This window comes from Neorhizobium sp. IRS_2294 (assembly GCF_050500145.1).
Classification (GTDB): domain Bacteria; phylum Pseudomonadota; class Alphaproteobacteria; order Rhizobiales; family Rhizobiaceae; genus Neorhizobium; species Neorhizobium soli.
Window position 1 is genome coordinate 1,546,725 of the sequence record NZ_CP191439.1, and the last position, 24,685, is coordinate 1,571,409.

The 24,685-nt window shown below is 66.4% G+C and carries 27 protein-coding genes; 1 reads left to right on the forward strand and 26 read right to left on the reverse strand.

Features of this window, described 5'->3' with window-relative positions:
* Nucleotides 1-10: 10 nt before the first annotated feature.
* The 23 genes from trbJ to ACQY1K_RS07585 form a co-directional block, all read right to left on the reverse strand.
* Nucleotides 11-781 (reverse strand): P-type conjugative transfer protein TrbJ, encoded by a 771-nt coding sequence (trbJ, locus tag ACQY1K_RS07475; RefSeq protein ID WP_037520555.1) that lies wholly within the window; start codon nucleotides 779-781, stop codon nucleotides 11-13.
* Entirely contained in the window at nucleotides 778-3,234 is a 2,457-nt protein-coding gene (trbE, locus tag ACQY1K_RS07480; protein WP_037520553.1) for a conjugal transfer protein TrbE, read from the reverse strand. The genes trbJ and trbE overlap by 4 nt, the downstream gene beginning before the upstream one ends.
* An 11-nt stretch (nucleotides 3,235-3,245) precedes the next feature.
* A complete protein-coding gene (locus ACQY1K_RS07485; RefSeq protein ID WP_008827607.1) occupies nucleotides 3,246-3,527 on the reverse strand; it encodes a VirB3 family type IV secretion system protein in 282 nt (93 codons plus the stop codon).
* A complete protein-coding gene (locus tag ACQY1K_RS07490; protein ID WP_037455233.1) occupies nucleotides 3,527-3,859 on the reverse strand; it encodes a TrbC/VirB2 family protein in 333 nt (110 codons plus the stop codon). The genes ACQY1K_RS07485 and ACQY1K_RS07490 overlap by 1 nt, the downstream gene beginning before the upstream one ends.
* Complete coding sequence (trbB, locus tag ACQY1K_RS07495) at nucleotides 3,856-4,839, reverse strand: P-type conjugative transfer ATPase TrbB (protein WP_037520551.1); 984 nt, start codon at nucleotides 4,837-4,839, stop codon at nucleotides 3,856-3,858. The genes ACQY1K_RS07490 and trbB overlap by 4 nt, the downstream gene beginning before the upstream one ends.
* Nucleotides 4,840-5,008: 169 nt before the next feature.
* Nucleotides 5,009-5,440, reverse strand: coding sequence for a hypothetical protein (locus tag ACQY1K_RS07500; protein WP_037520549.1), 432 nt, complete (start codon nucleotides 5,438-5,440; stop codon nucleotides 5,009-5,011).
* 9 nt (nucleotides 5,441-5,449) lie between these two features.
* Complete coding sequence (locus ACQY1K_RS07505; RefSeq protein ID WP_430258653.1) at nucleotides 5,450-7,435, reverse strand: conjugal transfer protein TraG; 1,986 nt, start codon at nucleotides 7,433-7,435, stop codon at nucleotides 5,450-5,452.
* 26 nt (nucleotides 7,436-7,461) lie between these two features.
* Nucleotides 7,462-9,201, reverse strand: coding sequence for a relaxase/mobilization nuclease domain-containing protein (locus ACQY1K_RS07510; protein WP_037520713.1), 1,740 nt, complete (start codon nucleotides 9,199-9,201; stop codon nucleotides 7,462-7,464).
* Nucleotides 9,202-9,445: 244 nt separating this feature from the next.
* Nucleotides 9,446-10,207 carry a lytic transglycosylase domain-containing protein gene (locus ACQY1K_RS07515; RefSeq protein ID WP_051886771.1) on the reverse strand — a complete coding sequence of 254 codons (762 nt, stop codon included), beginning with the start codon at nucleotides 10,205-10,207 and terminating at the stop codon, nucleotides 9,446-9,448.
* Nucleotides 10,208-10,210: 3 nt separating this feature from the next.
* Nucleotides 10,211-10,558, reverse strand: coding sequence for a DUF736 domain-containing protein (locus tag ACQY1K_RS07520; protein WP_037520546.1), 348 nt, complete (start codon nucleotides 10,556-10,558; stop codon nucleotides 10,211-10,213).
* A 46-nt stretch (nucleotides 10,559-10,604) separates the two neighbouring features.
* Nucleotides 10,605-11,150, reverse strand: coding sequence for a S26 family signal peptidase (locus tag ACQY1K_RS07525; RefSeq protein ID WP_037520543.1), 546 nt, complete (start codon nucleotides 11,148-11,150; stop codon nucleotides 10,605-10,607).
* Nucleotides 11,147-11,668: a DUF2840 domain-containing protein gene (locus tag ACQY1K_RS07530; RefSeq protein WP_037520540.1), complete on the reverse strand. Its 522-nt coding sequence runs from the start codon at nucleotides 11,666-11,668 to the stop codon at nucleotides 11,147-11,149. The genes ACQY1K_RS07525 and ACQY1K_RS07530 overlap by 4 nt, the downstream gene beginning before the upstream one ends.
* Nucleotides 11,665-11,919 (reverse strand): hypothetical protein, encoded by a 255-nt coding sequence (locus ACQY1K_RS07535; RefSeq protein WP_037520539.1) that lies wholly within the window; start codon nucleotides 11,917-11,919, stop codon nucleotides 11,665-11,667. The genes ACQY1K_RS07530 and ACQY1K_RS07535 overlap by 4 nt, the downstream gene beginning before the upstream one ends.
* Complete coding sequence (gene parA, locus ACQY1K_RS07540; protein ID WP_037520537.1) at nucleotides 11,916-12,554, reverse strand: ParA family partition ATPase; 639 nt, start codon at nucleotides 12,552-12,554, stop codon at nucleotides 11,916-11,918. The genes ACQY1K_RS07535 and parA overlap by 4 nt, the downstream gene beginning before the upstream one ends.
* Nucleotides 12,555-12,762: 208 nt before the next feature.
* Nucleotides 12,763-13,650 (reverse strand): replication initiator protein A, encoded by an 888-nt coding sequence (locus tag ACQY1K_RS07545; RefSeq protein ID WP_037520536.1) that lies wholly within the window; start codon nucleotides 13,648-13,650, stop codon nucleotides 12,763-12,765.
* Between the two features lie 11 nt (nucleotides 13,651-13,661).
* A complete protein-coding gene (locus tag ACQY1K_RS07550) occupies nucleotides 13,662-13,946 on the reverse strand; it encodes a helix-turn-helix transcriptional regulator (RefSeq protein ID WP_037520534.1) in 285 nt (94 codons plus the stop codon).
* 126 nt (nucleotides 13,947-14,072) lie between these two features.
* Complete coding sequence (locus tag ACQY1K_RS07555) at nucleotides 14,073-14,615, reverse strand: DUF2285 domain-containing protein (protein ID WP_394092743.1); 543 nt, start codon at nucleotides 14,613-14,615, stop codon at nucleotides 14,073-14,075.
* Entirely contained in the window at nucleotides 14,524-14,835 is a 312-nt protein-coding gene (locus tag ACQY1K_RS07560; protein ID WP_234791947.1) for a transcriptional regulator domain-containing protein, read from the reverse strand. Before ACQY1K_RS07560 ends, ACQY1K_RS07555 begins: the two co-directional genes overlap by 92 nt.
* Before the next feature lie 118 nt (nucleotides 14,836-14,953).
* Entirely contained in the window at nucleotides 14,954-15,217 is a 264-nt protein-coding gene (locus tag ACQY1K_RS07565) for a DNA -binding domain-containing protein (protein WP_037520533.1), read from the reverse strand.
* Nucleotides 15,218-15,337: 120 nt separating this feature from the next.
* Nucleotides 15,338-15,580, reverse strand: a complete 243-nt coding sequence (locus tag ACQY1K_RS07570) for a helix-turn-helix domain-containing protein (RefSeq protein WP_037520532.1) — start codon at nucleotides 15,578-15,580, stop codon at nucleotides 15,338-15,340.
* A 185-nt stretch (nucleotides 15,581-15,765) separates the two neighbouring features.
* Nucleotides 15,766-16,092, reverse strand: coding sequence for a DUF736 domain-containing protein (locus tag ACQY1K_RS07575; protein WP_037520531.1), 327 nt, complete (start codon nucleotides 16,090-16,092; stop codon nucleotides 15,766-15,768).
* A gap of 561 nt (nucleotides 16,093-16,653) precedes the next feature.
* A complete protein-coding gene (locus ACQY1K_RS07580) occupies nucleotides 16,654-17,097 on the reverse strand; it encodes a hypothetical protein (protein ID WP_037520530.1) in 444 nt (147 codons plus the stop codon).
* Between the two features lie 138 nt (nucleotides 17,098-17,235).
* A complete protein-coding gene (locus ACQY1K_RS07585; protein ID WP_170828631.1) occupies nucleotides 17,236-17,403 on the reverse strand; it encodes a hypothetical protein in 168 nt (55 codons plus the stop codon).
* A 313-nt stretch (nucleotides 17,404-17,716) separates the two neighbouring features.
* Here ACQY1K_RS07585 and ACQY1K_RS07590 point away from each other — a divergent pair, with 313 nt between their 5' ends.
* On the forward strand, nucleotides 17,717-17,926 hold the full coding sequence (locus ACQY1K_RS07590; RefSeq protein WP_037520529.1) for a hypothetical protein: 210 nt from the start codon (nucleotides 17,717-17,719) through the stop codon (nucleotides 17,924-17,926).
* A gap of 73 nt (nucleotides 17,927-17,999) precedes the next feature.
* Here the strand turns inward: ACQY1K_RS07590 and ACQY1K_RS07595 are convergent, their stop codons facing one another.
* The 3 genes from ACQY1K_RS07595 to ACQY1K_RS07605 form a co-directional block, all read right to left on the reverse strand.
* Nucleotides 18,000-18,926 carry a DUF2493 domain-containing protein gene (locus ACQY1K_RS07595; RefSeq protein ID WP_037520527.1) on the reverse strand — a complete coding sequence of 309 codons (927 nt, stop codon included), beginning with the start codon at nucleotides 18,924-18,926 and terminating at the stop codon, nucleotides 18,000-18,002.
* 316 nt (nucleotides 18,927-19,242) lie between these two features.
* The gene (locus ACQY1K_RS07600) at nucleotides 19,243-20,289 is read right to left on the reverse strand and encodes a DUF7146 domain-containing protein (RefSeq protein ID WP_037520526.1); all 1,047 of its coding nucleotides are present in this window, start codon (nucleotides 20,287-20,289) and stop codon (nucleotides 19,243-19,245) included.
* Nucleotides 20,289-24,611, reverse strand: a complete 4,323-nt coding sequence (locus ACQY1K_RS07605) for a strawberry notch-like NTP hydrolase domain-containing protein (protein ID WP_038303978.1) — start codon at nucleotides 24,609-24,611, stop codon at nucleotides 20,289-20,291. The genes ACQY1K_RS07600 and ACQY1K_RS07605 overlap by 1 nt, the downstream gene beginning before the upstream one ends.
* Nucleotides 24,612-24,685: the final 74 nt, after the last annotated feature.

The window sequence follows — 24,685 nt, forward strand, 5'->3', positions numbered from 1 at the left end:
GACCATGTCCTCAGTTGCCGTTCGGGAACATGCGGGCGTTGCCGGGCTGGTAGCCCGTGCCCGGCGTCAGGAAGCGGCGGCGCTGTTCGCGGCCCTGTTCGGCCGCTGCCGCCCGCTCGGCCTCGGAGAGGCTCTGTGCGCGGCCATTGGCGGCAACGACGGCGGTGAGGTCAGCGAGCTGTTGTGCTTGCAGGGCGAGAAGCTGATTGCCCGCCTGCGTCGCCTGAAGCGCGCCGGTCGCGCCCTGGCTTTGGCCGACGAGCGCCGTCATCTCACCGCGATTGGTGTCGATGTTGCCGACGACGCCGGCCTGCACGCGCATGGCGTCCTGCAAGCCTCCGACTGTGTTCTGCCAGCGCTCGCGCGCTCCCGCGACGAGCGCCTGATCGGACGCCGACATCGACGCGTTGCCATAGGTGGTCTGAAACGCACGGTCGATCTGCTGGACGTTGAGGGCGATGCCCTGCGCCTCCGCGAGAAGTTGCTGGGTGCGCTGCACCGACTGCTGAAGCTGCTGAATCGATGAGTACGGCAGGCTCGCGAGATTGCGAGCCTGATTGATCAGCATGGTCGCTTCATTCTGAAGCTGGGTGATCTGCTGATTGACCTGCTGGAGCGTGCGCGCCGCCGTCAGGACGTTCTGCGCATAGTTGGTCGGATCATAGACGATCCACTGTGCGGCGGCCGGCGGGGCGAAGATTGGCGACAGCGCGAGCGGCGCGGCAAGGAGCGCGGCGCCGATGCGCAGCGCGCGTGAGCGGGAACGAACGGAACGGGTCATGGGCGTGCCTCCGGATCGGTTTGGGGGGTGATGTTGGTGAGGTCGGCGATGAGGTCGGCGGCCCAGCCGAGCCGGTTCTCGCCAAGCCATTCGGCAAGGAAACCATCCGTGCCGCTGCGGGCGTGAACCGCGGCGATCAGCGCCTGGTGCTGCTTCGACGAGGCGGCGCAGAGCGCCAGCGCTACGTCCGACAGACCCAGCTCGAAGAGCCGGTTGCCGCGGCGGGACTGGCAGTAATAGTCGCGCTTGGGCATCGCGCGCGCGAGGATCTCGATCTGGCGATCGTTGAGGCCGAAGCGGCGATAGATGGCGGTGATCTGTGGCTCGATCGCGCGTTCGTTCGGGAGCAGGATGCGGGTCTGGCAGCTTTCGATGATGGCTGGGGCGATCGCCGAGCCGTCGATGTCGGAGAGCGACTGCGTGGCGAAGACGACGCTGGCGTTCTTCTTGCGCAGGGTCTTCAGCCATTCGCGGAGCTGGCCGGCGAAGCCCTCGTCGTCGAGCGCGAGCCAGCCTTCATCGACGATCAGCAGGGTTGGGCGACCGTCGAGGCGGTCCTCGATGCGGTGGAAGAGATAGGCGAGCACGGCGGCGGCAGCGCCGGTGCCGATCAGACCTTCGGTCTCGAAGACCTGAACATTGGCCTCGCCCAGATGCTCGGTCTCGGCGTCGAGCAACCGGCCGTAGGGACCGCCGACGCAATAGGGTCGCAGCGCCTGCTTCAGGTCGTTGGACTGGAGGAGGACCGACAGGCCCGTCAAAGTCCGCTCGGCGATCGGTGCGGAGGCGAGCGACGACAGCGCCGACCAGAGGTGCTCCTTGACCTCGGGCGTGACGGCAACGCTCTCGCGCCCCAGGATCGCGATCAGCCAGTCGGAGGCCCAGGCCCGCTCGGCGACGTCGTCGATGCGGGCCAGCGGCTGGAGCGACACGCTGTCGTCCGATCCTTCGGTAAGCCCACCGCCGAGATCATGCCAGTCGCCGCGCATGGCGAGTGCGGCAGCGCGGATCGAGCCGCCGAAGTCGAACGCGAACACCTGGGATTGCGCATAGCGCCGGAATTGCAGCGCCATCAGCGCCAGCAGCACGGACTTGCCGGCGCCTGTGGGGCCGACGATCAGCGTATGGCCGACATCGCCGACATGGATGGAAAGCCGGAACGGGGTCGAGCCTTCGGTTCTGCCGTAAAGCAGTGGGGGTGCGTCGAAGTGCTCGTCCCGTTCCGGTCCCGCCCACACCGCCGACAGCGGGATCATATGGGCGAGATTCAGTGTCGAGATCGGCGGTTGCCGGACATTGGCGTAGACATGGCCCGGCAGGCTGCCGAGCCAGGCATCCACCGCATTGATCGTCTCTGGCATCGCGGTGAAGTCGCGGCCCTGGATGACCTTCTCGACCATCCGCAGCTTCTCGGCGGCGATGCGCGGATCGTCGTCCCAGACGGTGATCGTCGCCGTCACATAGGCCTGGCCGGCATAGTCGGCGCCCAGCTCCTGCAGCGCCATGTCGGCGTCGGCTGCCTTGTTCGCCGCGTCGGTGTCGACCAGTGCCGAGGCCTCGTTGGTCATCACCTCCTTGAGGATTGCAGCGATCGACTTGCGCTTGGCGAACCATTGCCGCCGGATCTTGGTCAGCAGCTTCGTCGCGTCGGTCTTGTCGAGGAGGACGGCGCGGGTCGACCAGCGATAGGGAAAGGCCAGTCGGTTCAGCTCGTCAAGGATGCCGGGCGTGGTCGCGGTCGGGAAGCCGACGATGGTGAGGATGCGAAGATGCGCATCGCCCAGGCGCGGCTCCAGCCCGCCGGTCAGCGGCTGGTCGGCGAGTAGCGCGTCGAGATACATCGGTGTCTCGGGGACGCGGACGCGGTGCCGCTTCGTCGAGACGGTGGAATGCAGATAAGTCAGCGTCTCGCCGTCATCGAGCCAGGCACATTCCGGCATGAAGGCGTCGATGAGTTGAAGGATGCGATCGGTGCGGTCTGCGAAGCCGCGCAGTACCTCGTGCGCATCGACGCCGGCATGATCGCGACCCTCGTAGAGCCAGGTCTCGGCGCGGGCGGCGTCCTCGGCCGGTGGCAGATAGAGGAAGGTCAGGAAATAGCTCGACTCGAAATGCGCGCCGGCTTCCTCGAAGTCGGCCTTGCGCTCGGCATCGACCAGGCCGGAAGCGCTGTCGGCGAACATGCTGGCCGGATAGGTGGCGGCGCCATGGCGCTGCGCCTCGACGAAGATCGCCCAGCCGGAGCCGAGGCGACGAAAGGCATTGTTGAGCCGGCCGGCGACGGCCACCAGCTCGGCCGGTACGGCGCTGTCGAGGTCGGGGCCGCGAAAGCGCGCCGTGCGCTGCAAACTCCCGTCCTTGTTCAGCACCATGCCTTCGCCGACCAGCGCTACCCAAGGGAGGTAGTCGGCGAGCCGGGTGTTGCGGTTGCGATACTCGGCAAGGTTCATCATCGCGTCGCTCCTCAGACCGACAGGTGGCCGGGGATGCGCAGATGCTTGCGCACGACGTCGACGAACTGGGGATCGCGCTTGGCGGCCCAGACGGCCGCGAAATGCCCGACGGCCCAGAGGCCGAGGCCGACCAGCCAGAGGCGCAGGCCGAGGCCGAGCGCGGCGGCCAGAGTGCCGTTCAGGATGGCCAGCGAACGCGGCGCGCCGCCGAGCAGGATGTGCTCGGTCAGCGCCCGGTGGACCGGGACTGAGAAGCCCGGCAGTTCGCCGCCATGATCCGCGCCGTCGGCCATCAGACGAGCGCCCCGCCGCCGAACGAGAAGAAGGACAGGAAGAAGCTCGACGCGGCGAAGGCGATCGACAGGCCGAACACGATCTGGATCAGCTTGCGGGCGCCGCCCGACGTGTCGCCGAAGGCCAGGGTCAGGCCGGTGATGATGATGATCATCACCGCGATGATCTTGGCGACCGGCCCCTCGATCGATTCAAGGATCGACTGAAGCGGCGCCTCCCAGGGCATCGACGAACCCGACGCGTGGGCGGCCGGCGCCAGGGCGAGTGTGAGGAAAGTGACCGACACCGCCGTGGCGATGTGGCGGCGGATGCGCAGGGCGTGCTTGATCATGACGGGTCTCCTGTGAGGGGCTGGCTTGCGGGGATGACGCGGTAGTCGCCGTCGGGGCCGAGTCCCTCGATGCGAGCGAGTTCAGCCAGGCGGCGCGAAGCGCCGCGGCCGGAGAGCACGGCGACGAGATCGATCGTCTCGGCGATCAGCGCGCGCGGGACGGTAACGACGGCTTCCTGAATGAGCTGCTCCATGCGGCGGAGCGCGCCGATGGCGGTGCCAGCGTGGATGGTCCCGACGCCGCCGGGGTGGCCGGTGCCCCAGGCCTTTAGGAGGTCCAGCGCCTCGGAGCCGCGCACCTCGCCGATGGGAATGCGGTCGGGGCGCAGGCGAAGCGAGGAACGGACGAGATCGGAGAGCGAGGCGACGCCGTCCTTCGTGCGCATCGCGACGAGGTTGGGTGCCGCGCATTGCAACTCGCGGGTGTCCTCGATCAGGACGACGCGATCCGAGGTCTTGGAGACCTCGGCGAGCAGTGCGTTGGTGAGCGTGGTCTTGCCGGTCGAGGTGCCGCCGGCGACGAGGATATTGCGCCGATCGGCAACCGCCTGGCGCAAGGTCTCGGCTTGAGCCGCCGCCATGATCCCGGCGGCGACATAGTCGTCGAGCGTGAACACGGCGACGGCCGGCTTGCGGATCGCAAAAGCCGGCGCGGACACCACGGGGGGCAACAGCCCCTCGAACCGCTCCCCCGTCTCGGGCAGTTCGGCCGAGACACGCGGGGCACCCGGATGAACTTCGGCGCCGACGTGATGGGCGACGAGGCGGATAATGCGCTCGCCGTCTGACGGCGACAGTCGCTCACCCGTATCGGAAAGCCCCTCGGAAAGCCGGTCGACCCAGAGCCGCCCATCGGGGTTGAGCATCACCTCGACGATCGCGGGATCTTCCAGAAACGTGGCGATCGCGGACCCGAGGGCTGTGCGCAGCATGCGCGCACCGCGAAGGATCGCTTCCGATTTCTGGTGAGTGGCCGCCACGTCGTCCCCGTTCTCTTGCGGGACCGCGACATGCGGCCCTGGATCGGGGATGAGTAGAAGAGGCAGAAATCATGGCCTGACAACAACCATAATGTGGTCGTCGTACTGTGGCGTACAAAGACAGGGAAACGGCGGAACGCCCGAATACTTGCGATGCGTAGATCAGTGATTATTCCGCGTCGCGCGCGGGAATGTCTTCCGCGATTTCCTGCCTGAGCTTCGGTCCTTGCGCGAGTCGTCGGCCAAGGGCGGTGACGAAAGCTTCGTAGCGCTCGGCGGCCTTGGCGCGCGCCGCAACCTGTGCCGGCTCTGGCAGTGGCGGATTGGACGTCAGCCAGAAGCGAATGAACACGGCGAGCGTCTCGACTGAAATGCCAAGATCGCGCTCCATCCGCGCGATGCGACGATCGAGCTGGTCGAGCCGCTTAGTGGTGGCCGCCTCTTGCCGTTCCGCGGCATCAGGCGACAAGAAGGAGGCGATGCCTGCTTCTGCGACCAGCGACAGGGATAGGTCTCGCCGCGCGGCGTGCGCGGCGAGCGCCTTCATCACATCGGGATCGAGATAGACCGACAGCCGCTGTTTCTTGAGAGGTTTCGTCACGGCCGCCCCCTACAACTCGATCCCGTCGCCCGGGTCGAGCGATGCCTGACGGGCGACCTGGCGCATGGTCTGGGTCATGCGGCTGAGGCGCGCGGCATCCTCCTCGACGTCATCCCGAGGATCGATTTCGAACTCGTTCTCGATGACTGCCTTGCGCTCGACGGTCTTCGTTCGGCTGAGTTCGGGCTGATGGCGACGCTCGGATTCTGTCGGATCATCGTCCGACGCCTCCTGCGCGGCGATCGGTGCGTGGAGATCGGGCGCTGACGGCAGCGCCAATTTGCTCCAGTCGTCGGCTTGACCTGTCCTCGGCTTCGTCAGGGTCGGCGGAGCCAAGATGCGCTCCTGAAGCCGCTGATCCTCATAATATCGCGCCTTTTTCGCCCGGATCGGCGGAATGCCGGCGACCATGACGATCTCATCGGAAGGGGGAAGCTGCATGATCTCCCCCGGCGTCAGAAGCTGTCGGGCGGTCTCAGAGCGCGACACCATCATGTGGCCGAGCCAAGGCGATAGCCGGTGGCCGGCATAGTTCTTCATCGCCTTCATCTCGGTGGCGGTGCCGAGCGCATCCGAAACGCGTTTCGCGGTCCGCTCGTCATTTGTCGCGAAGCTGACCCGAACATGGCAGTTGTCGAGGATCGAGTTGTTCGGACCGTAGGCCTTCTCGATCTGGTTCAGCGACTGAGCGATTAGGAACGCCTTCAGGCCGTAACCCGCCATGAACGCCAGGGCGCTCTCGAAAAAGTCGAGCCGGCCCAGCGCGGGAAACTCGTCGAGCATGAGTAGCAGCCGATGGCGGTTGCTCTTGGCCTGGAGATCCTCGGTCAACCGGCGTCCGACCTGGTTGAGGATCAGCCGGATCAGTGGTTTGGTCCGGTTGATGTCGGATGGCGGGACCACGAGGTAGAGCGTGGTCGGATGCTTGCCGCCGACCATGTCGGCGATGCGCCAGTCGCAGCGCCGGGTGACCTCGGCCACGACGGGATCGCGATACAGGCCGAGGAAAGACATCGCAGTCGACAGCACGCCGGATCGCTCGTTGTCGGATTTGTTGAGCAGCTCGCGCGCCGCGCTGGCGATCACCGGGTGCGGGCCCGCGTCGCCGAGATGGGCGGTCTTCATCATCGCCGCGAGCGTCGACTCGATCGGCCGCTTCGGATCGGACAGGAAAGCGGCGACGCCGGCGAGGGTCTTGTCGGCCTCGGCATAGAGGACGTGGAGGATTGCCCCGACCAAAAGTGCGTGCGACGTCTTCTCCCAGTGGTTCCGTTTCTCGAGCGACCCTTCCGGATCGACCAGAATGTCGGCGATGTTCTGCACGTCGCGGACTTCCCATTCGCCGCGTCGCACCTCGAGCAACGGATTGTAGGCGGCCGACTTCGCGTTCGTTGGATCGAAGAGCAGCACGCGGCCATGCCGAGCGCGATAGCCGGCGGTCAGCGTCCAGTTCTCGCCCTTGATGTCATGGACGATCGCCGAGCCCGGCCAGGTCAAGAGCGAGGGCACCACCAAGCCCACGCCCTTGCCGGAACGCGTCGGCGCGAAGCACAGCACATGCTCGGGGCCGTCATGTCGAAGATAGTCACGCTCGTGTTTGCCGAGCACGACACCATCTGGACCGAGCAGGCCCGCGGCCTTCAACTCGTCAGGGCGCGCCCAGCGGGCCGAACCATAGGTCTCGACGTTCTTCGCTTCGCGTGCTCGCCACACTGACATGCCAATCGCGACCGCGATGGAGATGAAGCCACCCGACGCGGCGATATAGGCGCCTTCGACGAAGATCGGCGGCGCATAGGCATCGTAGAAGTACCACCACCAGAAGAAGGCGGGCGGATAGTAGATCGGCCATCCGGCGAGCTCGAACCATGGCTGCCCGAGCTGAGGTTGGAAACCGAAACGGTAGGCAGTCCATTGCGTCGCGCCCCAGGTCGTCATCAACACGATCAGGAAGACGGTGAGGATCTGGCCCCAAAAAATCTTCGTCGCCGACATGGCGGGGCACTCCTTTCTTGTTTGGGCTAGATGCCGAGGCCGCGATTGCGGCCGAAGCTCCAGTCGACGCCGCCGCCTCCGCGCGAGACGCCGGAGATGTGCTGGCCGAGCTGGCGTTCGAGGGATGGCGACCAGGGCACGAGCTGGAAGCCGAGGCCGTCGTCGATCATGGCGAAGCGGCCCGAGGCGAGCGCGAAGCGCTGCCGATAGGTGCCTGCCACATACTCGCCCGTTCCGGCCTTCGAGAATGGTCGGCCGGTCTCGGCCGCGAGCTTCTCTCCGAGCGCTTCGACCTCGCGCTGGCGCAAGGTCTCGATCAGCCCCGGCGAGAAGCTGACGCCTCGCGTTTGCCGCTCGGCGAGGCCTTGGCTGATGAGGTGTTCGGCCCGCCGGTCCATGGCCTGGCGCACTTCCGCGCCGAAGCCTCCGCCGCCGAGTGCTACCGGCTCGCGGGCGATGGCCTGCCGGTCGAGCCAGGTGGCGCCGGTCGCATGGACCTGTCGCTCGATATCGAGATCGGAGCGAACGGCGAGCGCGACACGGCGGCGACCCTGCGCATCGTCGAACTTGCGCAACTCGACGATCGACCCCGGCGCGCTGTCGGCGGCGGCGTCGAGATCGGGGAGCTTGATATGGTGGGTGCGCCCATCGGTGCCGTCGACCACGGCATAGGCCGTGCCCTTCAGCTCGTCATCGAGCCCCCGATCGACAAGCCGCCCAATAATCGGATCGTCGAGGCTCTCGCCGGCGAGCACATAGCTCGCGGCGCCACGCTCGATGCCGCGCTCGCTCAGGCCACGATGGATGCGCTTGATGATGTCGCCGCGTTCGCCGAGCGCGCGCAGCGTCTTCTCGGCATTCTCCGAGACGACCCACTGACCAGGGCCGACCTGATCGGCGAGGCCCAGCGTCTCCAGCTTCCGTAGCCGGCCGACCTTCAGCGCGTGGAATTCGTCGGGCTGGCGATCAGGATGCGGGGCGAGATCGGCCACGCCCGTGCGATAGCTGTCGCGGGCGATCTGGCGATCGAGATCGGTCCAGCGCTCCGCGCCGACCTGCCGTTCGAGGTTGCGGCGGATCTCATGCTCTGTCCGCGGCCCCAGCTCCTGGGTGACGAGGTCCTGCGCGCGGGCGCGCATGCCCTCCTTGATGTAGTCGCGGGAGATGACGAGGTCCTGGCCGTCATCGGTCCGCCCCCGCAGGATGATGTGGACGTGGGGGTTGTCGGTGTTCCAGTGATCGACACCGATCCAGTCGAGCTTGGTGCCGAGGTCCTTTTCCATCTGGCCCATAAGCTCGCGCGCGAAGGTCTTGAGGTCGGACATATCCGTCGCGTCCTCGGGCGAGACGATGAACCGGAAGTGATGCCGGTCGTCCTGGGTGCGCTCGGCGAAGGCCTTCGGATCGGCGTCCTCGCTCTCTGGGCCGAACAGGTGCGCCTTCTCTCCATCCCGGGTGACGCCCTCGCGGCGGAGGTAGCTGAGGTGAGCTGCGAGCGGCGCGGCCCGCGCGCTATGACGGACGACGCGGGTCTTGATGACCGTGTTGCGCGATCGGCTCGTGAGAAGACGATTGGCCTGCACCGTCGCGCGCTGCCCGCGCCCGAACCGCGAGCGGTTGCCCTTGCTGATCTGTCCGGTGCGCGAGATGCGGCCGCCAGCCCGCTGTGCGGCCGCGAGCGCCTGGGCGATGAAGGGCCGTGCCTGCTGGGCGCGGGTCGAGCGGATGCGACCAGGCCGGATGCGGAAATCGTCCTCGCCGCTCATGGTCGAGGCCCCGCACATCGCGCAATCGCGCGGAATTCTTTGGCGAAATGGCGAATGCGCAGGCTGCGCCGATCAGGCGCACCTCGCGCAGATGCGCCATAAGTCCCTGAAAACACACGACCGCACCAAGCCGCACATCGCCGGCTTTTATCTCGCCATCGTGCGGTTGTGCTGTCGGCTCCTCCTCTCCAGACCGCCCTTCGTCCGCCAGAACACGCCACAATGCGAACGGGTGCGAACGCGGTCATCGCGGACCACCGGGGACATTGCGCGCGACGAAAAGGCCATCGGTGCGCGAAGCCACCGGGCCTTGATCGCGCTCCGGGGCCGCCGCCGTCGTCGCGTCTGGCTCGCCCTCAGACTGCACCGGCGCTGCAGGTCCACTGCCAGCCGACTGCACGACAAAGAGCGGCGCCCGCGTCCAGGCGAGCGGATCGGCCGCCGCCACAACGACGGGGCCGGCGAGGTCACCGCCGCGGACAACGGGGGCAAGCGCGGCGACATAGGCGCGCGTTTCAGCCGGCAATGGGCGGCCCGCGAGATACTCTTCGTAGCGGCCCGGACCCGCGTTGTAGGCCGCCAGGAAGCCGGGCGATCCGTAGCGATCGTGCATCTCGCGCAGATACGCAGCGCCGGCCAGAATGTTGTCGCGCGGATCGTAGGGATTGCCGCCGAGCCGATGCCGGACGCGCAGTTCGGACCAAGTGGCGGGCATGATCTGCATCAGGCCCATTGCGCCGGCCGAAGAGATGGCGCGCACATCGCCTGCGCTTTCGACGCGCATGACGGCGCGTATCCATGCCTCTGGAACGCCGAAACGCTGCGCCGCCTCGGCGATGTAAGGGCCATATGGATCGCTGCGTGATGGCCGCTCGACCGGCGTCTGCTGGGCGTGGGCAGTGCTCGCGACCGGTGCGGCGAGGATCAGGCCGGAAAGGAGAAAGAGGGCTGCACGTCGGAGGGCGATCCTCCCTCCGACGACAGGCTTGATGCGCGCGGCGGGCATCGCTCAGTCCCGCTCGCCGCGCTTCGGCGGGCGATTCCAGTGCAGGCCCCAGGCGGATTTGTCGTCGGCCGACTGGAACAGGTTGGCGCGGATCGGATGTTCGAAGGTCGGATCGTCGAGCTGCAGCGAGACGTAGTCGCCGGCCTTCTCGCCGGTGCGCTTCCAGCCCGCGCCGATCTCCGCGCCGGTCTCGTTGCTCATCGTGTCGAGCACATGGACGCGGTAGTCGGGCGCGTTCTCGGCATCGGACGGCTCGGCCGCGACGATGATGATGTCCTGATGCAAGGACAGCGTCGTCAGGTGGCCGATGAAGCCATCATTTTCGCGAATGAATTGACCGATCACGGGCATGGGTCGTCTCCTTCATATTGCGGTGGATAGGGTCATGGGCGCGCCGTCACCGCGTCGGCGCGCGCCAAACGAAGCGGCTATCGCCGTCCTCGTCGGTATAGAGAGGGGTTGCCCGGCCGATCACGGCGGAGGCCGGGAGCGGCCCGAAGTAGCGACCGTCGAGGCTGTCGCGGACCTGCCAGTTCATCAGGAACAGCTCGCCGTTCGCGACCAACCGGCAGCCCTGCCAGACGGGCAGCGGGCGCCCGCGACGATCGCGATCGAGCGCGTCGCCCATCGGCACGCCGTCGACCGTGATGGCGAGCCCGGTCCGGCAAACCCGTTGTCCCGGGACCGCGGCGACGCGCTTCAGGAGCGGCACGCCGCGTGGCAGGTAGCCGCCATCGGACAGGAAGGTTGCGAGCGGCTCGGGTGCGTCGACGGCGACCAGATCGGTCACGTCGAGCGCGCCCACGTCGCCGATTGTGTAGAAGCCGACCGGCGTGCTGGCGGACGCGTTCCAGATCAGGCGCGGCGCGAACGAAGCGATCGAAGCCACGCCGATAAGCGAGACGGCCGCCGTAGTGACGATGGCGTAGGTAAGCCGGGTCATGCGCCGATCTCCCGACGCAGAAGAAAGGCGCGATGCTGGCGCGGACCATAGGCGCGCGGTGTTTCGCCGACGGTCATTCGGTTGTGGACATGGCGCCAATGGTCCGGCGAAACCTCGATCGGATCGATGCCGCGCGCTTCGATGGCGTCGATGAACTGGAGCATGCGCTCCACCTTTGGCCAGCCATCGACGTGCAGCAGGACCTCTGCGCCAGGCGTCACGGTCGGGACCGTCTGACACGGCGCATCGCACTCGACTGTGCGTAGGATGTCGAGGCGCGAGACCACGGTGCCGTGTTCGTTCCCCGCCCAGCGCACCAGCGCGAGGACGCTGCCGGGAGGGAAGAAGAGGATGCGACGGCGGCGGTCGAGGATCTGCTCGCGCCGCTCGCGACCGAAGCGGACCCAGTGCTCCGTCTGCTTCTCGATCCAGACGAGTTCGACCTGGGTGAACGCTTCGGGCGGCGGCTCGGCGGCAGCACGGCCGACGCGTTTTGGCGCGGCGACAAGGCCGGTCATTGTCCTTCTCCTGACGGGGGTGGGAATTCGCGCTCGAACAGCGCGCGCAGCATGTCGGCGACGGTCTGGCCGCGCTGGAAGGCGGTGATCTTGATGCGGCCCCGCATGTCGGCGGTTACGTCGATCGTCAGCCGGGCCGAGAAATCCTCGGCGGGCTGGCCGCGGGGCGCGTGGCGATCGGGCGCCTTGATCCAGCTTTCGGGATCGGCGGGACGCGCCGCAAAGCTGCGCTTCGGGGACCGCTCGCTCATGCGCCGATCCTCGCGACTTCCGCCGCGAGCGCGGCGATCTCGCGCGCGCCAGGGCAATCCTCGTCCTGCTCGGCGGCGAGCCGGCCGGTCTGCACAACGTCGGCAAAGACGATGCGCTGGCCGATTGTGGTCGAGAGCAAGGGCGGGTCGTGATCCGCCAGCGTTTCGGCGGTCTCGCGCGCCAGGATCGTGCGGGCAGCGCACCGGTTCAGCACGAAGCGCGCGGCGAGCTGCGGGCGATAGATGCGGGCCTCGCCGAGCAGCGCCAGCATTTCGGCCGACGCCCAGCCATCGAGCGGCGACGGCTGCACCGGGATCAGCACGAGATCGGCCGCGAGAAGCGCCGAGCGCATTAACCCCGCGACACGGGGCGGGCCGTCGATCACGACATGGTCGACGTCGCGGGCCAGCTCCGGCGCTTCACGGTGGAGCGTGTCGCGGGCCAGGCCGACGACACCGAACAACCGCTCCAGCCCCTCCCGGCTGCGCTGTTGCGACCAGTCGAGGGCCGAGCCCTGTGGGTCGGCGTCGATCAGCGTGACACGCTGTCCACGGCGAGCCCATTCGCCGGCGAGATGGAGGGCGAGCGTCGTCTTCCCGACGCCGCCCTTCTGATTGAGGAGGGCGACGATCATGACGGTCTCCCGGCGATCGGGGACTCGTCCACAGCGGCCGAAAACGGCCGTTGCGTTAGAAAGATTCCGTAGGAATCTAGGTTAGATAAGTTACGGGGCTCGCAAGCTGCTGATTCAGCGCGAGGAATCGACGATTCCGGTCCCCGATAGCACGAGAGTCCAGTCCCCGATGGCACGATAGTGCCGGTCCCTGATAGCACGACACTATTCACAGCTTATCCCCAGGGTGAGATTTGGTCCGGCGACGACGGCGCGGGGTGCCGAGGGCATCCGGATCGGTCGGCACGAAGGAGAGGATTTCCGGACCGCCGACGCCCTGCTCGATGGTCAGGCGGTAGCCGGGGAGCGGCTGGCGTTTGACGATGTCGCGGAGGTCGTAGGCGAAGTGCTTGAGCGGCGAGAGGCTGCCGGACTTCGAATGGAGATGCGGGAAGTCGAAGCTCCAGCCGAACTCCTGGCGACCGCCGTGCTTGCGCACCAGGCGGTAGAGCCAGCGTTCGAGCCCGCCGGTCAGGCCGAAGTAGTTTCGGTCGATCGTGAGTACGAGCGCGTCGTCCAGCACGGCGCCGTAGAACCAGTCGGGGACTATCAGTTCGAGCCCGAGCGGGCGGCCTCGGTGATCGGCGCGTTCCTTCCACTCGTTGATCCAGGAGAAGCGGTGCATCCGCCGCTCGGTCGGCTGACGGATGGACGTCGCCACCGTGGTCGACTGAAGCCGATCGAGTGCGGCCTTCAAGCGGTCGTAATCGCGCAGCGACACGCCACGACCGATGAAGTTGAGGATTTCATAGGGAGTGGTCGCCATTAGGCGCGACGGCCGCAGGCCGAGGTCGCGTGCTTCGACGATCTGCGAGGCGGCCCAGATCAGGACGTCGGCGTCCCAGATCGTCGCCATGCCGTGCTCGGCGACGGCTTCGACGCGAATCTTCACCGAGCCTGCCTTGAAGTCGATCGGCGCCAGGCGCTTCGACTTGGCGAGCGAGAAGAATGGATAGGCCATGAGGTCCTGCGCATCGCGGGGCGCAAGATCGCCGGGCAGCGCCCGGAACAGATCGAGCTGCGCACGCTCATCGCGATGCTGGTGGCGGGACGGCATGGCGCGCCGTCTCAGCGCGGAAAGCGCCCGCCGGCGGTGGCGGGAGATTTCGGCTGACGCTTGGCGGGCAGAACAGTGCCTGCGCGTGGATCGGAGGTGGAGGTCACGAGACCCTGGTCCGCCCAGGCCTGGAGGTCTTCCACCGCATAGACGACGCGACCACCAAGCTTGCGATAGGTCGGGCCGGTTCCGTAGGTACGGTGCTTTTCGAGCGTGCGCTCGGATAGGCCGAGGAACCGCGCGGCTTCCTGCGTTCTGAGATAGCGCTGCGGAATACTGGCGGCTATTTCGGCCATGATCGCACCTCCGTGTGCTCGCTGGTTGCCGCTGCGAACGAGCGGCGGGTTGCGAGCACCGTGGCGGGAGGCCGGCGCGTTCGACAGGAACGGAATTAGGAAGTTATTTTCGACACCGAGGGCGTGTCATCGCGAGCGACGCGGAAGCCGAAGGATTTTGCGGTAGCCGCCACGGACGAACGCCAGGCCGTCCCGGGCAAGGCGGACCGTCGTCTCGCGGACAGGGTTCTCGACCCAAGTCGCCGAGTCGTGTTTGAGGTTCGGGAAGAGCTGCGCGGCGATCTGGCGGTAGCTCGCTCCTGCGACACGGGCGTCGACGACGCGGAGCATCAGGCGAGCGCGCCGCTGGCGCTGCGGCGTGACTCGGGGGTCGGCGGGCGCACGCCGGTTCTTGATGGCGGCCCAGAAGCGCGCCAAAGCGGTGAGGCGGTCCGGCAGCAGATCATCGAGAATGAGAAGCGCGGCGAGCGCTTGGCGGCTGGACAATGCGGTCAGCGCGACGTCAAAGCTTTCGCGTCGCATCTCAAGCCGGACGAGCGCCTCGTCATACTGAAGGATTACATGGGCGTGCACATCTTCAGCGGTGAACGGGGGACCATCGGGCGCTGGGCCTGTCGTCAGGATGATCGCAGCCGGATCGACTTGCGGGGTCCAGAAGATCGGCTGGATGAGCGCCGAGTTGCGCGGGTCGGCGACGAAATCGCAACCCCCATTGGGCGGCAAACTCGCGCGCGGCGCTCTCGCTCAAGCGCCCGACGGCTATCAGCTCCCGATAGGATTTTCTGTAGTCTGGGTTGCGCCGCAGAAACTCCCAGGCAAGATCACCGGGCGTTAGCGCATCGATGTAATCGTAAGCGGCCTCAGACCGCCAGCTTTCGTCCTCGGACATCCTCCACCGCCTCCGCGCAATAAGACGCAACGCGAGTTATGCATGGGGCACGATTCCAAGTTGAATGAGGCTTGGGAATAACGAAGGTGGATGAAGGTGATGCGCGTTCCGCATCACCTCAGTGCGCGCGGGAGCCAAGGAACTCGCAGAAGCCGCCCTGCGTCATCCATCTGGCGCGTTCAAGATGTGCGTCGTAGACCTGCCGAGCGCGGGGCTCGTCCCGATCGGCCTCGAGGTCGAAGAGGACTTTAGCCACCTCTCGCCAATCCGCCCCTTGCGCCTCGGCATCGAGCAGACGGGCGTAGAGCTTTAGATGCGTCCGATCGTAGGCCGTCAGCGCCGCGCCGCCCGGTGGCTGGTCGAGAAAGTCCGTCTTGGTCACAACATCCCCCGAAGACGCGGTTTATCCATTCCGGGAAACATTGTTAACGCTGATTTGATCGCAATGATGAAGCGGGCAACACATGCGCGACGTCGTCGCGTTGCCGCGATAGCCGGAAAATCAGGCGTCTTTCTTAGCATCGACCAACAGCACTCCCTTGCCCTGGTCGGAGTTCAGGAAGACGATGCCGGCGCGTTCGAAAGCTCGTCTCACCTCATCGCGAGTCGTCTCGTACACCTCCAGCCCGCTATGGGATTCGAGGCGCTTGAGAGCGGTCAATGAGACCCGGGCCTTGTCCGCGAGCGTCTCCTGTGTCCAACCCAGCAACGCGCGTGCGGCCCGAAATTGTCGGGCGGTGATCATGCATGATCACCTCCCACACGGTCCTACGCGCACGCTAAAACTACGACTATAATAGTCGCTCTCGCCTCTGAATTCCAGCAATTTCGCCCTCGGCGAGCGGACTGCCGGTGTCGAAGCCGCTGCCTGATTCGGTCGTTCGAGAATGCGAAGGCCCCGGCCTTCCGGCCGGGGCCTGACGCGGGTCCTCAGTCGCTGCGCCGCCCGTTGGGACGGGACCAGATCAGCGAGTAGGTGTCCGCGTCCTCGTCGTCGAAGAGGTTGGCGTAGATGGGGCTGTTGAACGAAGGGTCGTCCAGCTTGAGGCCCAGATAGTCGCGGCCCTCGTTGGAGCGCTTGGTCCAGGCGGCCCCGATCTCGGCACGGCCGACCAGAACCCGGTGGCTCGGAGCGTTTTCGCCGGTGGCGCGGGTGTCGGGGACGATGCGCACGCCCTTGGCCTGGACGCTGAGGGTGACGATTTCGCCGGTGAACTCGTTCGAGACGGTCTTCTTGAAGGTGCCGATGGTCGCCATGGTAAGTCTCCGTTTTTCCGTATTCGAGCCCGCACCATTGCGGCCTCGATGGCGATCGGTTGGCCGGAGGCGATCGACGGCGCACCCCGAAGGGGCTGGACAGCTAAGGAGGGGTTTCTTGTCCCGCGAGGAATGGCGGCGCAGCCGGCAGGGGAAGAAAGTTCGACGCCGCTGTTGCGTCATAGGCGATCGAGGCGTCAGCCGGCCTTCGGCCAGATCAGGCCATTGAAGAGGCCGTTTGGAGCGGTTGAGGCACGGTCAGGAAACGGATGCGATGGCGGCCACCCTGCATCGGCATACCGGCGCTGATGCGGACCCCCTGGCGATTGCTCCCTCGTACAGGCAAGTCGCGCTGCATCCTCGCCGTCGCCGCTATCGGAGGGATCGTGACGCCCGGTAGCAGGTCGCGCACGCCGATGCAGTTGCCCCGGAGCGCTTCAGCGGGGTCGTGCGCAGGGTCTAGCGTCGAGTTTCGCTCCACGCTCCAGCCACACGCGCCTCAGACTGCGGAGGCGTTGGCGCCAACGTGATTTTGGTCCGTCGCATCGGCGCTGAATGTGGTCAGGCTCGCGCGAGGCCCGGACCGGATGGGGCGGGGGCCGTCGCCATCCCGGCGACCCGCACGAAGGCGGTAATGCCAACGGCAATCGCGCCGATGATCGAGAAGGCCATCTGCCAACCGTCGGACGGCATGAGGTGTTTGACGATGCCGTGGGTGGCATGGAAGCCGGCGAGCGCGGCCGGGGCAACAAAGGCGATGGCGACAAGCAGCTTCAGCCAGATGGGTCGCACGAACGCGATCATGAGGTTGCCGATGGCAAGAGTGATCGCCGCAGCGACCAAGCCGACAAGAATGGCGCCCACGATGCCGGCGCCGGTGCCGTGCGCCCAAGCGCCGACGGTCACGCCGACGAAGGCCGGCAATGCGAAGACGGCGAGAGTGAACAGCAGCCAGCACAGCGCGGCAATAGCGGCGAGCGAGGCGAGAATTGCGAGAATGATCATGGCGGTGGACTCCGTGACGATTGGTCTGACGGTCGCGCCTTCCACCACCACCACGGCACATGGCAACTGTAGCCGAAATGCGTCCGCGCCGGGAGCGGAAATCGCTGAGGATCTCCGCCCGGCAGCGGATCGCGCCGGTTACGGGGCGAAGGGGTCGATCTCATGGATGATCTCCGAGGCGTCCCCGTCGTATTCGCTGGCGGGAGCCACCGACAGGGTGCCGTCTCCGGCCTGGAAGATGACGATGGCGGCCATCAGGGTTGTGGCGAGGCTGAAGGCGAAGGCGTGAGCGTCGTTGAGGGACATTTGCTTGGCTCCTGCTGGAGCGGGGGACCATCCCCCGCCGACAGGCGCCCGAAGTGTTCGGCCGTGGACTGCAATCACCGCGCAGGCGCAGCCGCAGCGGCGGCATGCTCGCATAGCCGACCCTTTATGGGTTGATGGCGACAAGTCTGCGGCTGAACCAAGGATCAGCGCTGAAAGGCGGGGGTGGTTCTCGTGTAAGGAGACCAACGTTACTGGCCTCGAACCTTACTCTGCTTTGCTCCAGCCAAGTGCCGCTGGACGAGGATCTAAGATATTCTGCCGACGGCAGGCGTGGTGTCGCGAGGGAGGGCCAATGGCGGAGTTCACAGGTAGAGATCTGCATCTCGTGAAGAAGGCTCTCGCGATCGCCGTGTTGGCCATCGAACGTCAGCCGGGTCCCTTTCAGTCTTCCTCCGACCAGGCGGATATGAAGACGCTGCTCGATGCGCTGATCGAGAGCGATACTGAGCTCGCGCACTATGCGCGATCCGCCCGGATAGCAGTGACAGGCAAGCCGGACTGAAAGCGGCTTTGCGAGAATACGCCAACGCGCTTCTGCGGGATGGCATCAATGCAGAGAAACGTAAGGGCGGCGCTTAAGCGCCGCCGAATTTCCAGACTGGGATGCCGAGCTTCTTCGCCTTGTCGGCGAGGTTGTCCTGAATGCCGGTGCCCGGGAAGTGCATGACCCCGATCGGCAGGACGTCGAGCATCTGATCATTGCGTTTGAACGGAGCGGCCTTGGCGTGTTTGGTCCAGTCTGGAGCAAATCCGACCTGCGGCACCTTGCGATGGTCGGCCCAGCGGGAGGCGATCTTCTCAGCGCCCTTCGGTGACTTGCCGTGGATCAGCACCATGTCGGGATGCTTGGCGTGGACCTGGTCGAGCTTGGCCCAGATCAGCGTGTGATCGTTGAAATCGAGCCCGCCGGTGACGGCGATCTTAGGACCGGCCGGAAGCAGAACCTCGTTGTCGGCACGCTTCTTCGCGGCGAGGAAGTCGCGGCTGTCGATCATTGCCGAGGTGAGGTTGCGATGGTTGACCATCGATCCGCTGCGGGGACGCCAGGGTGAGCCGGTGTGCCGTTCGTAGTGCTCGGCGGCCTGGTCGCGCATCAGCTCGAAGGCGTTGCGACGTTCGATCATCGTCTGCCCTTCGGCCGTCAGGCGCTCCAGCTCGACGGCCTTCACCTCGGAGCCATCCTGTTCGCGTTGCCCACGGCGCTGCGCCTGCTCATTGTCGTCCAGCTCGCGTTCGATCCGGTCGGTGGCTCGGTGGAAGACGTTGACGGTCGACCAGAGGAGATCGTCGAGGTCGGGCTCGAGGCGGGTGTCTTCCAGGGTGACGATCAGGGCGTCGAAGACATCGGCGATGGCGCCGGCGACGTGGTTTCCTTCGGGCAGCGGCCTTCCGTCGGGTTCGTCCGCGAAGGGACGGTAGCCATAAAGCTGAAGCTCGGAGAGGACGTGGTCGGTGGGGGATGATTCGTGATGCGGCTCGTAGCTGTCGTCGTGCTCGCTCATCGGGATGCTCCTTCGTCGGTGTGACCGCGACCCTCGCGGCCTTCTGGCGACGAAAGCCAGCAGGCGGTCCGGACCTGCACCCGGAGCGAAGCGAGAGGGCCGGAGCGCAGCGGAGGACGGCGAAGGCCGGCTATTTTGTTTCGCGATGGAAAGGCCCGAAGGGCCGCCGGAAAATAGTCGGGCGCCGACGTTGTCGGTCCGGGCCGTTTGCTGGCCGATCGCCCTCTCGAAGGCCAGGTTGCGGCTCTCCCTGACCCTTGGGAGTATCCGAGCGGGTAATAAGCGACGGCGTTGCCGCCACCAGCATTCCTTCCAGCTATGCCGCCAGCGCCATGAAGCGCGCGACGTCCTGGGGAGCGATCTGTACCCGCGCCGCTGCCCGCAGGCTTTCCAGTCCAGCCAAGCGGAGATCCTCGTTGAAGTCGCCCAGCCTCGGAGACACGACGATCGCCTCGATCCCGGCCGCGTTCGCCCGTTCGATCAGCGTCGCCATCGCACTGTCGCCGGCCGGGTCGTTGTCGCGCGCGATATAGAGCCTGCGCAGTGTCTCGGGGAACAGGATGGCGGAGAGATGCGCTGCCGAGAGCGCCGCCGCCATGGCCATTCCGGGCAAGACGCATCGCAGCGACAGCACCGTCTCGATGCCTTCGCCCGCCGCCATCACGTCGCCCGGTACACCGAAGCGGACCGCGTGCCCGAGAAGGTCGCCCATCGCTCGCCTCGGTGTGTCGATCGGCGCCTTGTCCGAGCCGTCCGGGGCGAGCCAGGTGCGATGCGCGCCAGTGATCCGGCCAGCCAAGTCGGTGACAGAGGCGATCATCGCCGGCCAGGTCTCGGTCGGGGAATGCTCGTCAGGACGATAGTAGCAACGGGGATGGAAGCGCAGTGATCCGGTTCCGTGCAAAGCCGTAATCGCACGTTCCCGTAGATACGCTTCCACGACAGTGCCCAAAATCGGCTTTGACATGCCGACAAGCCTTCGTGCCGCTTCGGGCGATCCGGTTGGGACTGGTGATCTGCGCTCGCCACCTTGCGAATGCTCCGGCTCGGGATGTGGCATGGACAGGAAGGTGCGCGCCTCGTCGGCGACGTCCTTGAAGTCGATCAGGCCGCAGCTTTCGCGAATGACGTCCAGCAGGTCGCCATGCTCACCTGTCGCGGCATCGGTCCATTTGCCTGCGGCCCCCTTGCCGGTGTCGCCGCCTTTCAGGCGCACGAACATCGAGCGGCCCGGCGTGTTGCGGACATCGCCGACCAGCCAGTAGCGGCCCTCGCGATGACCGGCCGACAGATAATGACGGCAGACCGCCTCGGCCTGTCGGCCGAGACGCTGCGCCAGTTCGGAAGCATCATGACGGACCATCACGCTGCCTCCCGCTCGCCGATGCGCTCGACGGGAAAGCGCTCCAGCACCTTGGCGAGGATCGACGGACCGGAAGCGTCGGTGGGCACGAAAAAGCGCAGCTTCCACGAGATGATCTCGCTGAACAGGCCATAGGCTCGCAGGCGATCGCGCATCGCGTCGGTGAAGCCGGACAGTTCGATGCGGTTGGCGCCCATGACGCGGACGCGGCGGAGTTGCATAGCCTCGGCGAGGTCGAGGATGGTCCGGCCGTCGATCAACGCTGTGAAAGCGTCGTCCGGTGTCAGCGTGCCTGCGTCCGATGCCAATGCGCCCGCCACCCAGGCCGGCGAGACACGACGGCCGATGATGCGCTCGCCTGCATCGGTCTGAAGCCGATAGACACGGGTCGACTCGTTCGGCAGCCGCTTCCAGATCGGCAGCAGCAGTCCAGCAACGATGTGGATGGTGCTGTCGGCAAATTCCGGCACCTCGGCTATCTCGGCCGTCCATGCCTCCATGAAGCCGTTCCGATCGGTTTCCTCCCAATGGCTCTCGTCCATCGAGCGCAGGGTGGCGTGATGCTGTTCCATCGGGCGGATCAGCGCCACGCGCCGTTCGATCTCGCCATCGTCGAGCATGATCGACGATGCCGTAACCTGCACGGCGGCTCGGCCGGAGCGGCCGTTGACCAGCAGCTTCGCGCGTGGGTCTGCGAGAAAATCGAACGCGGCATCGAGTGAGGTCGGCCGGTTGCGTTCGCGCCGGGTGATCGTAAGCAACTGCGTCTCGGCGCCAGCGCCCGGATGGACATGGATGGTGCGACGGTCGGTGACGACAAAGCTCTCGGCCTGGAGCGTCTCCAGCCCAAGGTCATAGACGCCGCTGGCGACGGCACCCTCGATCTTGGCGTTCAAGAGCTGCTCGAACGCCGTGAACAGGATGCCCTGCAGTTCGATCGTCAGCGCCAGCAACCGGTTGAGGAAGGTGGTGATCGGCGGCAACTCGTCCTTGATGCCGTTGTCGTCCGTCAGCTTCAGCCCGGTGGCGTCTTCGAACATCTGGAGCGAGCAACCCTCGACCTTGCCGCGGACCAACAGGAGATAGAGCTGGCGCAGCGCATCGCGCGCATAGTGCGATTCCAGATTGTCCTCGGGCCGGAACAGGCCCTGACCGCCGGTCTGGCGCTGGCCGCGCGTGATTGCGCCCAGCGTGTCGAGCCGGCGTGCGATCGTCGACAGGAAGCGCTTTTCGGCCTTCACGTCGGTGGCGATCGGCCTGAACAGCGGCGGCTGTGCCTGGTTGGTGCGGTTGGTGCGACCAAGTCCCTGGATGGCGGCGTCGGCCTTCCAGCCGGGTTCGAGCAGGTAGTGGACGCGGAGCCGCTGGTTCCGCGCCGACAGGTCGGCGTGATAGCTGCGGCCCGTACCGCCAGCATCCGAGAAGACGAGGATGCGCTTCAGGTCGTCCATGAAGGCTGAGGTTTCCGCCAGATTGGCCGAAGCGGCGCGGTTCTCGACGGCGAGGCGTTCGCCCCTTCGGACAATGCGACGGGACCTGCCGGTGACTTCTGCGACGATATCCGTGCCGAAGCGCTGGACGATCTGGTCGAGCGCGCCCGGGACCGGCGGCAAGCTGGCGAGCGTCTCGATCAGCTCGTCGCGTCGGGCCACGGCCTCCCGGCTCTCGACGGGCTGGCCGTCCCGATAGACCGGCCGCGACGACAGATTGCCCGCGCTATCGGAGAAGGGCTCGTAAAGCTGCACCGGAAAGGAATGGGCGAGGTAATCGAGAACATACTCCCTTGGCGTTATGTCGACGCGGACGTCGTTCCATTCCTCGGTCGGGATCTCGGCCAGGCGGCGTTGCATCAGCGCCTCGCCGGTCGAGACGATCTGGATGACAGCGGCGTGGCCATCGGCGAGGTCCTGATCGATCGACCGGATCAGGGTCGGCGTTTTCATGCTGGTGAGGAGATGACCGAAGAACCGCTGCTTGGCGCTTTCGAATGCCGAGCGGGCAGCGGACTTGGCCTGGCGGTTCAGCGTGCCGCCATCGCCGGTGATGTTGGCGGCTTGCATCGCTGCGTCGAGATTGTTGTGAATGATCGAGAACGCCCCGGCATAGGCATCGTAGATGCGCGTCTGCTCGGGCGTGAGCTGGTGCTCCAACAGTTCATATTCGACGCCGTCATAGGAGAGCGAGCGCGAAGTGTAGAGGCCGAGCGAGCGCAGGTCACGGGCCAGCACCTCCATCGCCGCAACGCCGCCGTCCTCGATCGCTTCGACAAATTCGGCCCGCGTGGCGAAGGGGAAATCCTCGCCGCCCCAGAGGCCGAGGCGCTGCGCATAGGCAAGATTGTGGACCGTGGTGGCCCCGGTCGCCGAGACATAGACGACACGCGCGTTCGGCAAGGCATGCTGAAGCCGCAGGCCCGCGCGGCCCTGCTGCGAGGCCGAGACGTCGCCGCGTTCGCCCTTGCCGCCGGCGGCGTTCTGCATGGCGTGACTCTCGTCGAAGATGATCACTCCATCGAAGTCGGAACCCAACCATTCGACGATCTGCTTGACGCGCGAAAGCTTCTCCCCACGGTCGTCGGACCGTAGCGTGGCATAGGTGGTGAATAGGACGCCTTGGCCGAGGGTGATCGGCTTGCCCTGCGGGAAGCGCGACAGCGGCGTCACCAGCAGGCGTTCCATGCCAAGCGCCGACCAGTCGCGCTGCGCGTCCTCCAGCAGCTTGTCGGATTTGGAAATCCAGACCGCTTTACGGCGTCCGCGCATCCAGTTGTCGAGGATGATGCCGGCCGACTGGCGGCCCTTGCCGGCGCCGGTGCCGTCGCCCAGCATGAAGCCGCGGCGGAAGCGGACGGCGTGCTGAGCATCATCCGGCGCGGCCGAGACGAGGTCGAAGGTTTCGTCAACGGTCCAGGCTCCGGCGAGGAATTCGCCATGGGCCTCGCCGGCATAGATCACGGTTTCGAGCTGGGCGTCGGACAGAATGCCGTCGGTGACGATGCTGGCGGGGAGCGTCGGCCGATAGCTTGGCTTCGGCGGTGCGACCGAGGCCATCGCCGCCGACTGGACCAGCTTGGTCGGGTGCGGCTGCGCGCCGGGAATCCGGATCGCCTGAAGCCCGTATTCCTCATAAATGGCGTCGGTCAGCCGGCCACCCTCGGGCGGCGTCCAGTCGACGGTTTCATAGGCGAGTTCGACGCCCTCTGGTTCGGCTATCGCTCGGCTTGGCGACGATGACGTGGCGCGGGCGAGATAGCCGCGCACGGTGCGGGGCGTCGGTGCGATAGACGCGAGCGGCGGCAGCGCGACCGGCAGGCGCGACGGGGCCTGGGTTTCGATCCAGCCGAGCAGCGTCGCCACATCCTGCGCGAGGCCAGCCGATGGCGGAAACGCGGTGGGGTCGTCGGCGGGTGCCTTGTCGATGACGGTCAGGCGGGTCTCGATGGTCGTGCCATGCTTGGCATAGACCGAGCCGTCGATCGCCGCCGTGAACACGACACGTCCGCGCTGCTGCAAGCGGACAAAGGCGTCGCGCCAGGCAGGTAGCTCAGGCGCGAAGCTGGCGCCCGTGATCGTCACGAGCCGTCCGCCATCGGCGAGCCGGGCGAGGGCCGAGGCGACATGGCGATAGGCCGCGTCGGCTACTCGGCCGCTGACATTCGCCATTACAGAAAAGGGCGGGTTCATCAGTACGACGCTTGGCATAGCGGTCGGATCGAGATGGTCATCGATCTGGGCGGCGTCGAATCGCGTGACGGGGATGGCCGGAAAGAGGGAGGAAAGAAGCGCTGCACGGGTTTCGGCCAGCTCGTTGAGCATCAGCGTCGCACCCGCCGTTTCGGCCAGGACCGCGAGCAGCCCGGTTCCGGCCGAGGGCTCCAGCACACGATCGACAGGTGTGATGGCGGCGGCAGCGAGCGCAGCGAGGCCGAGGGACACCGGCGTCGAGAACTGCTGGAAGGCCTGCGTCTCCTCAGAACGCCGGGTATGTGTCGGCAACAGGCTCGCGATCTTGGCCAGCATCGGGAGGCTGGCGGCCGGAGATCCGGACTTGCGGAAAACCGCCTTTCCGTATTTGCGCAGAAACAGCACCGTCGCCACTTCGCAGGCCTCGTAGGCCGTCTTCCAGTCCCAGGCGCCAGACGTGTCGGAAGCGCCGAATGCCGCCTCCATCGCACCGCGCAGCGTCGCGGCATCGACGGGCTGGCCCCGCTCAAGATGCGGAAGAAGGTGGTGGGCTGCGGCGAGGATGGCGGCCGGCGCCGGGCTCGCGGCAAGCGGAGACGGCGCAGCCGGAACGGCCGCGGATGCGGAAGCGATAGTCATGGAGGTCACCTCGGGAGAGCGGGAAACGGAGGAACCGGCAGGCGCTCTCTCTCGACCGCACCGGCTCAAACCCG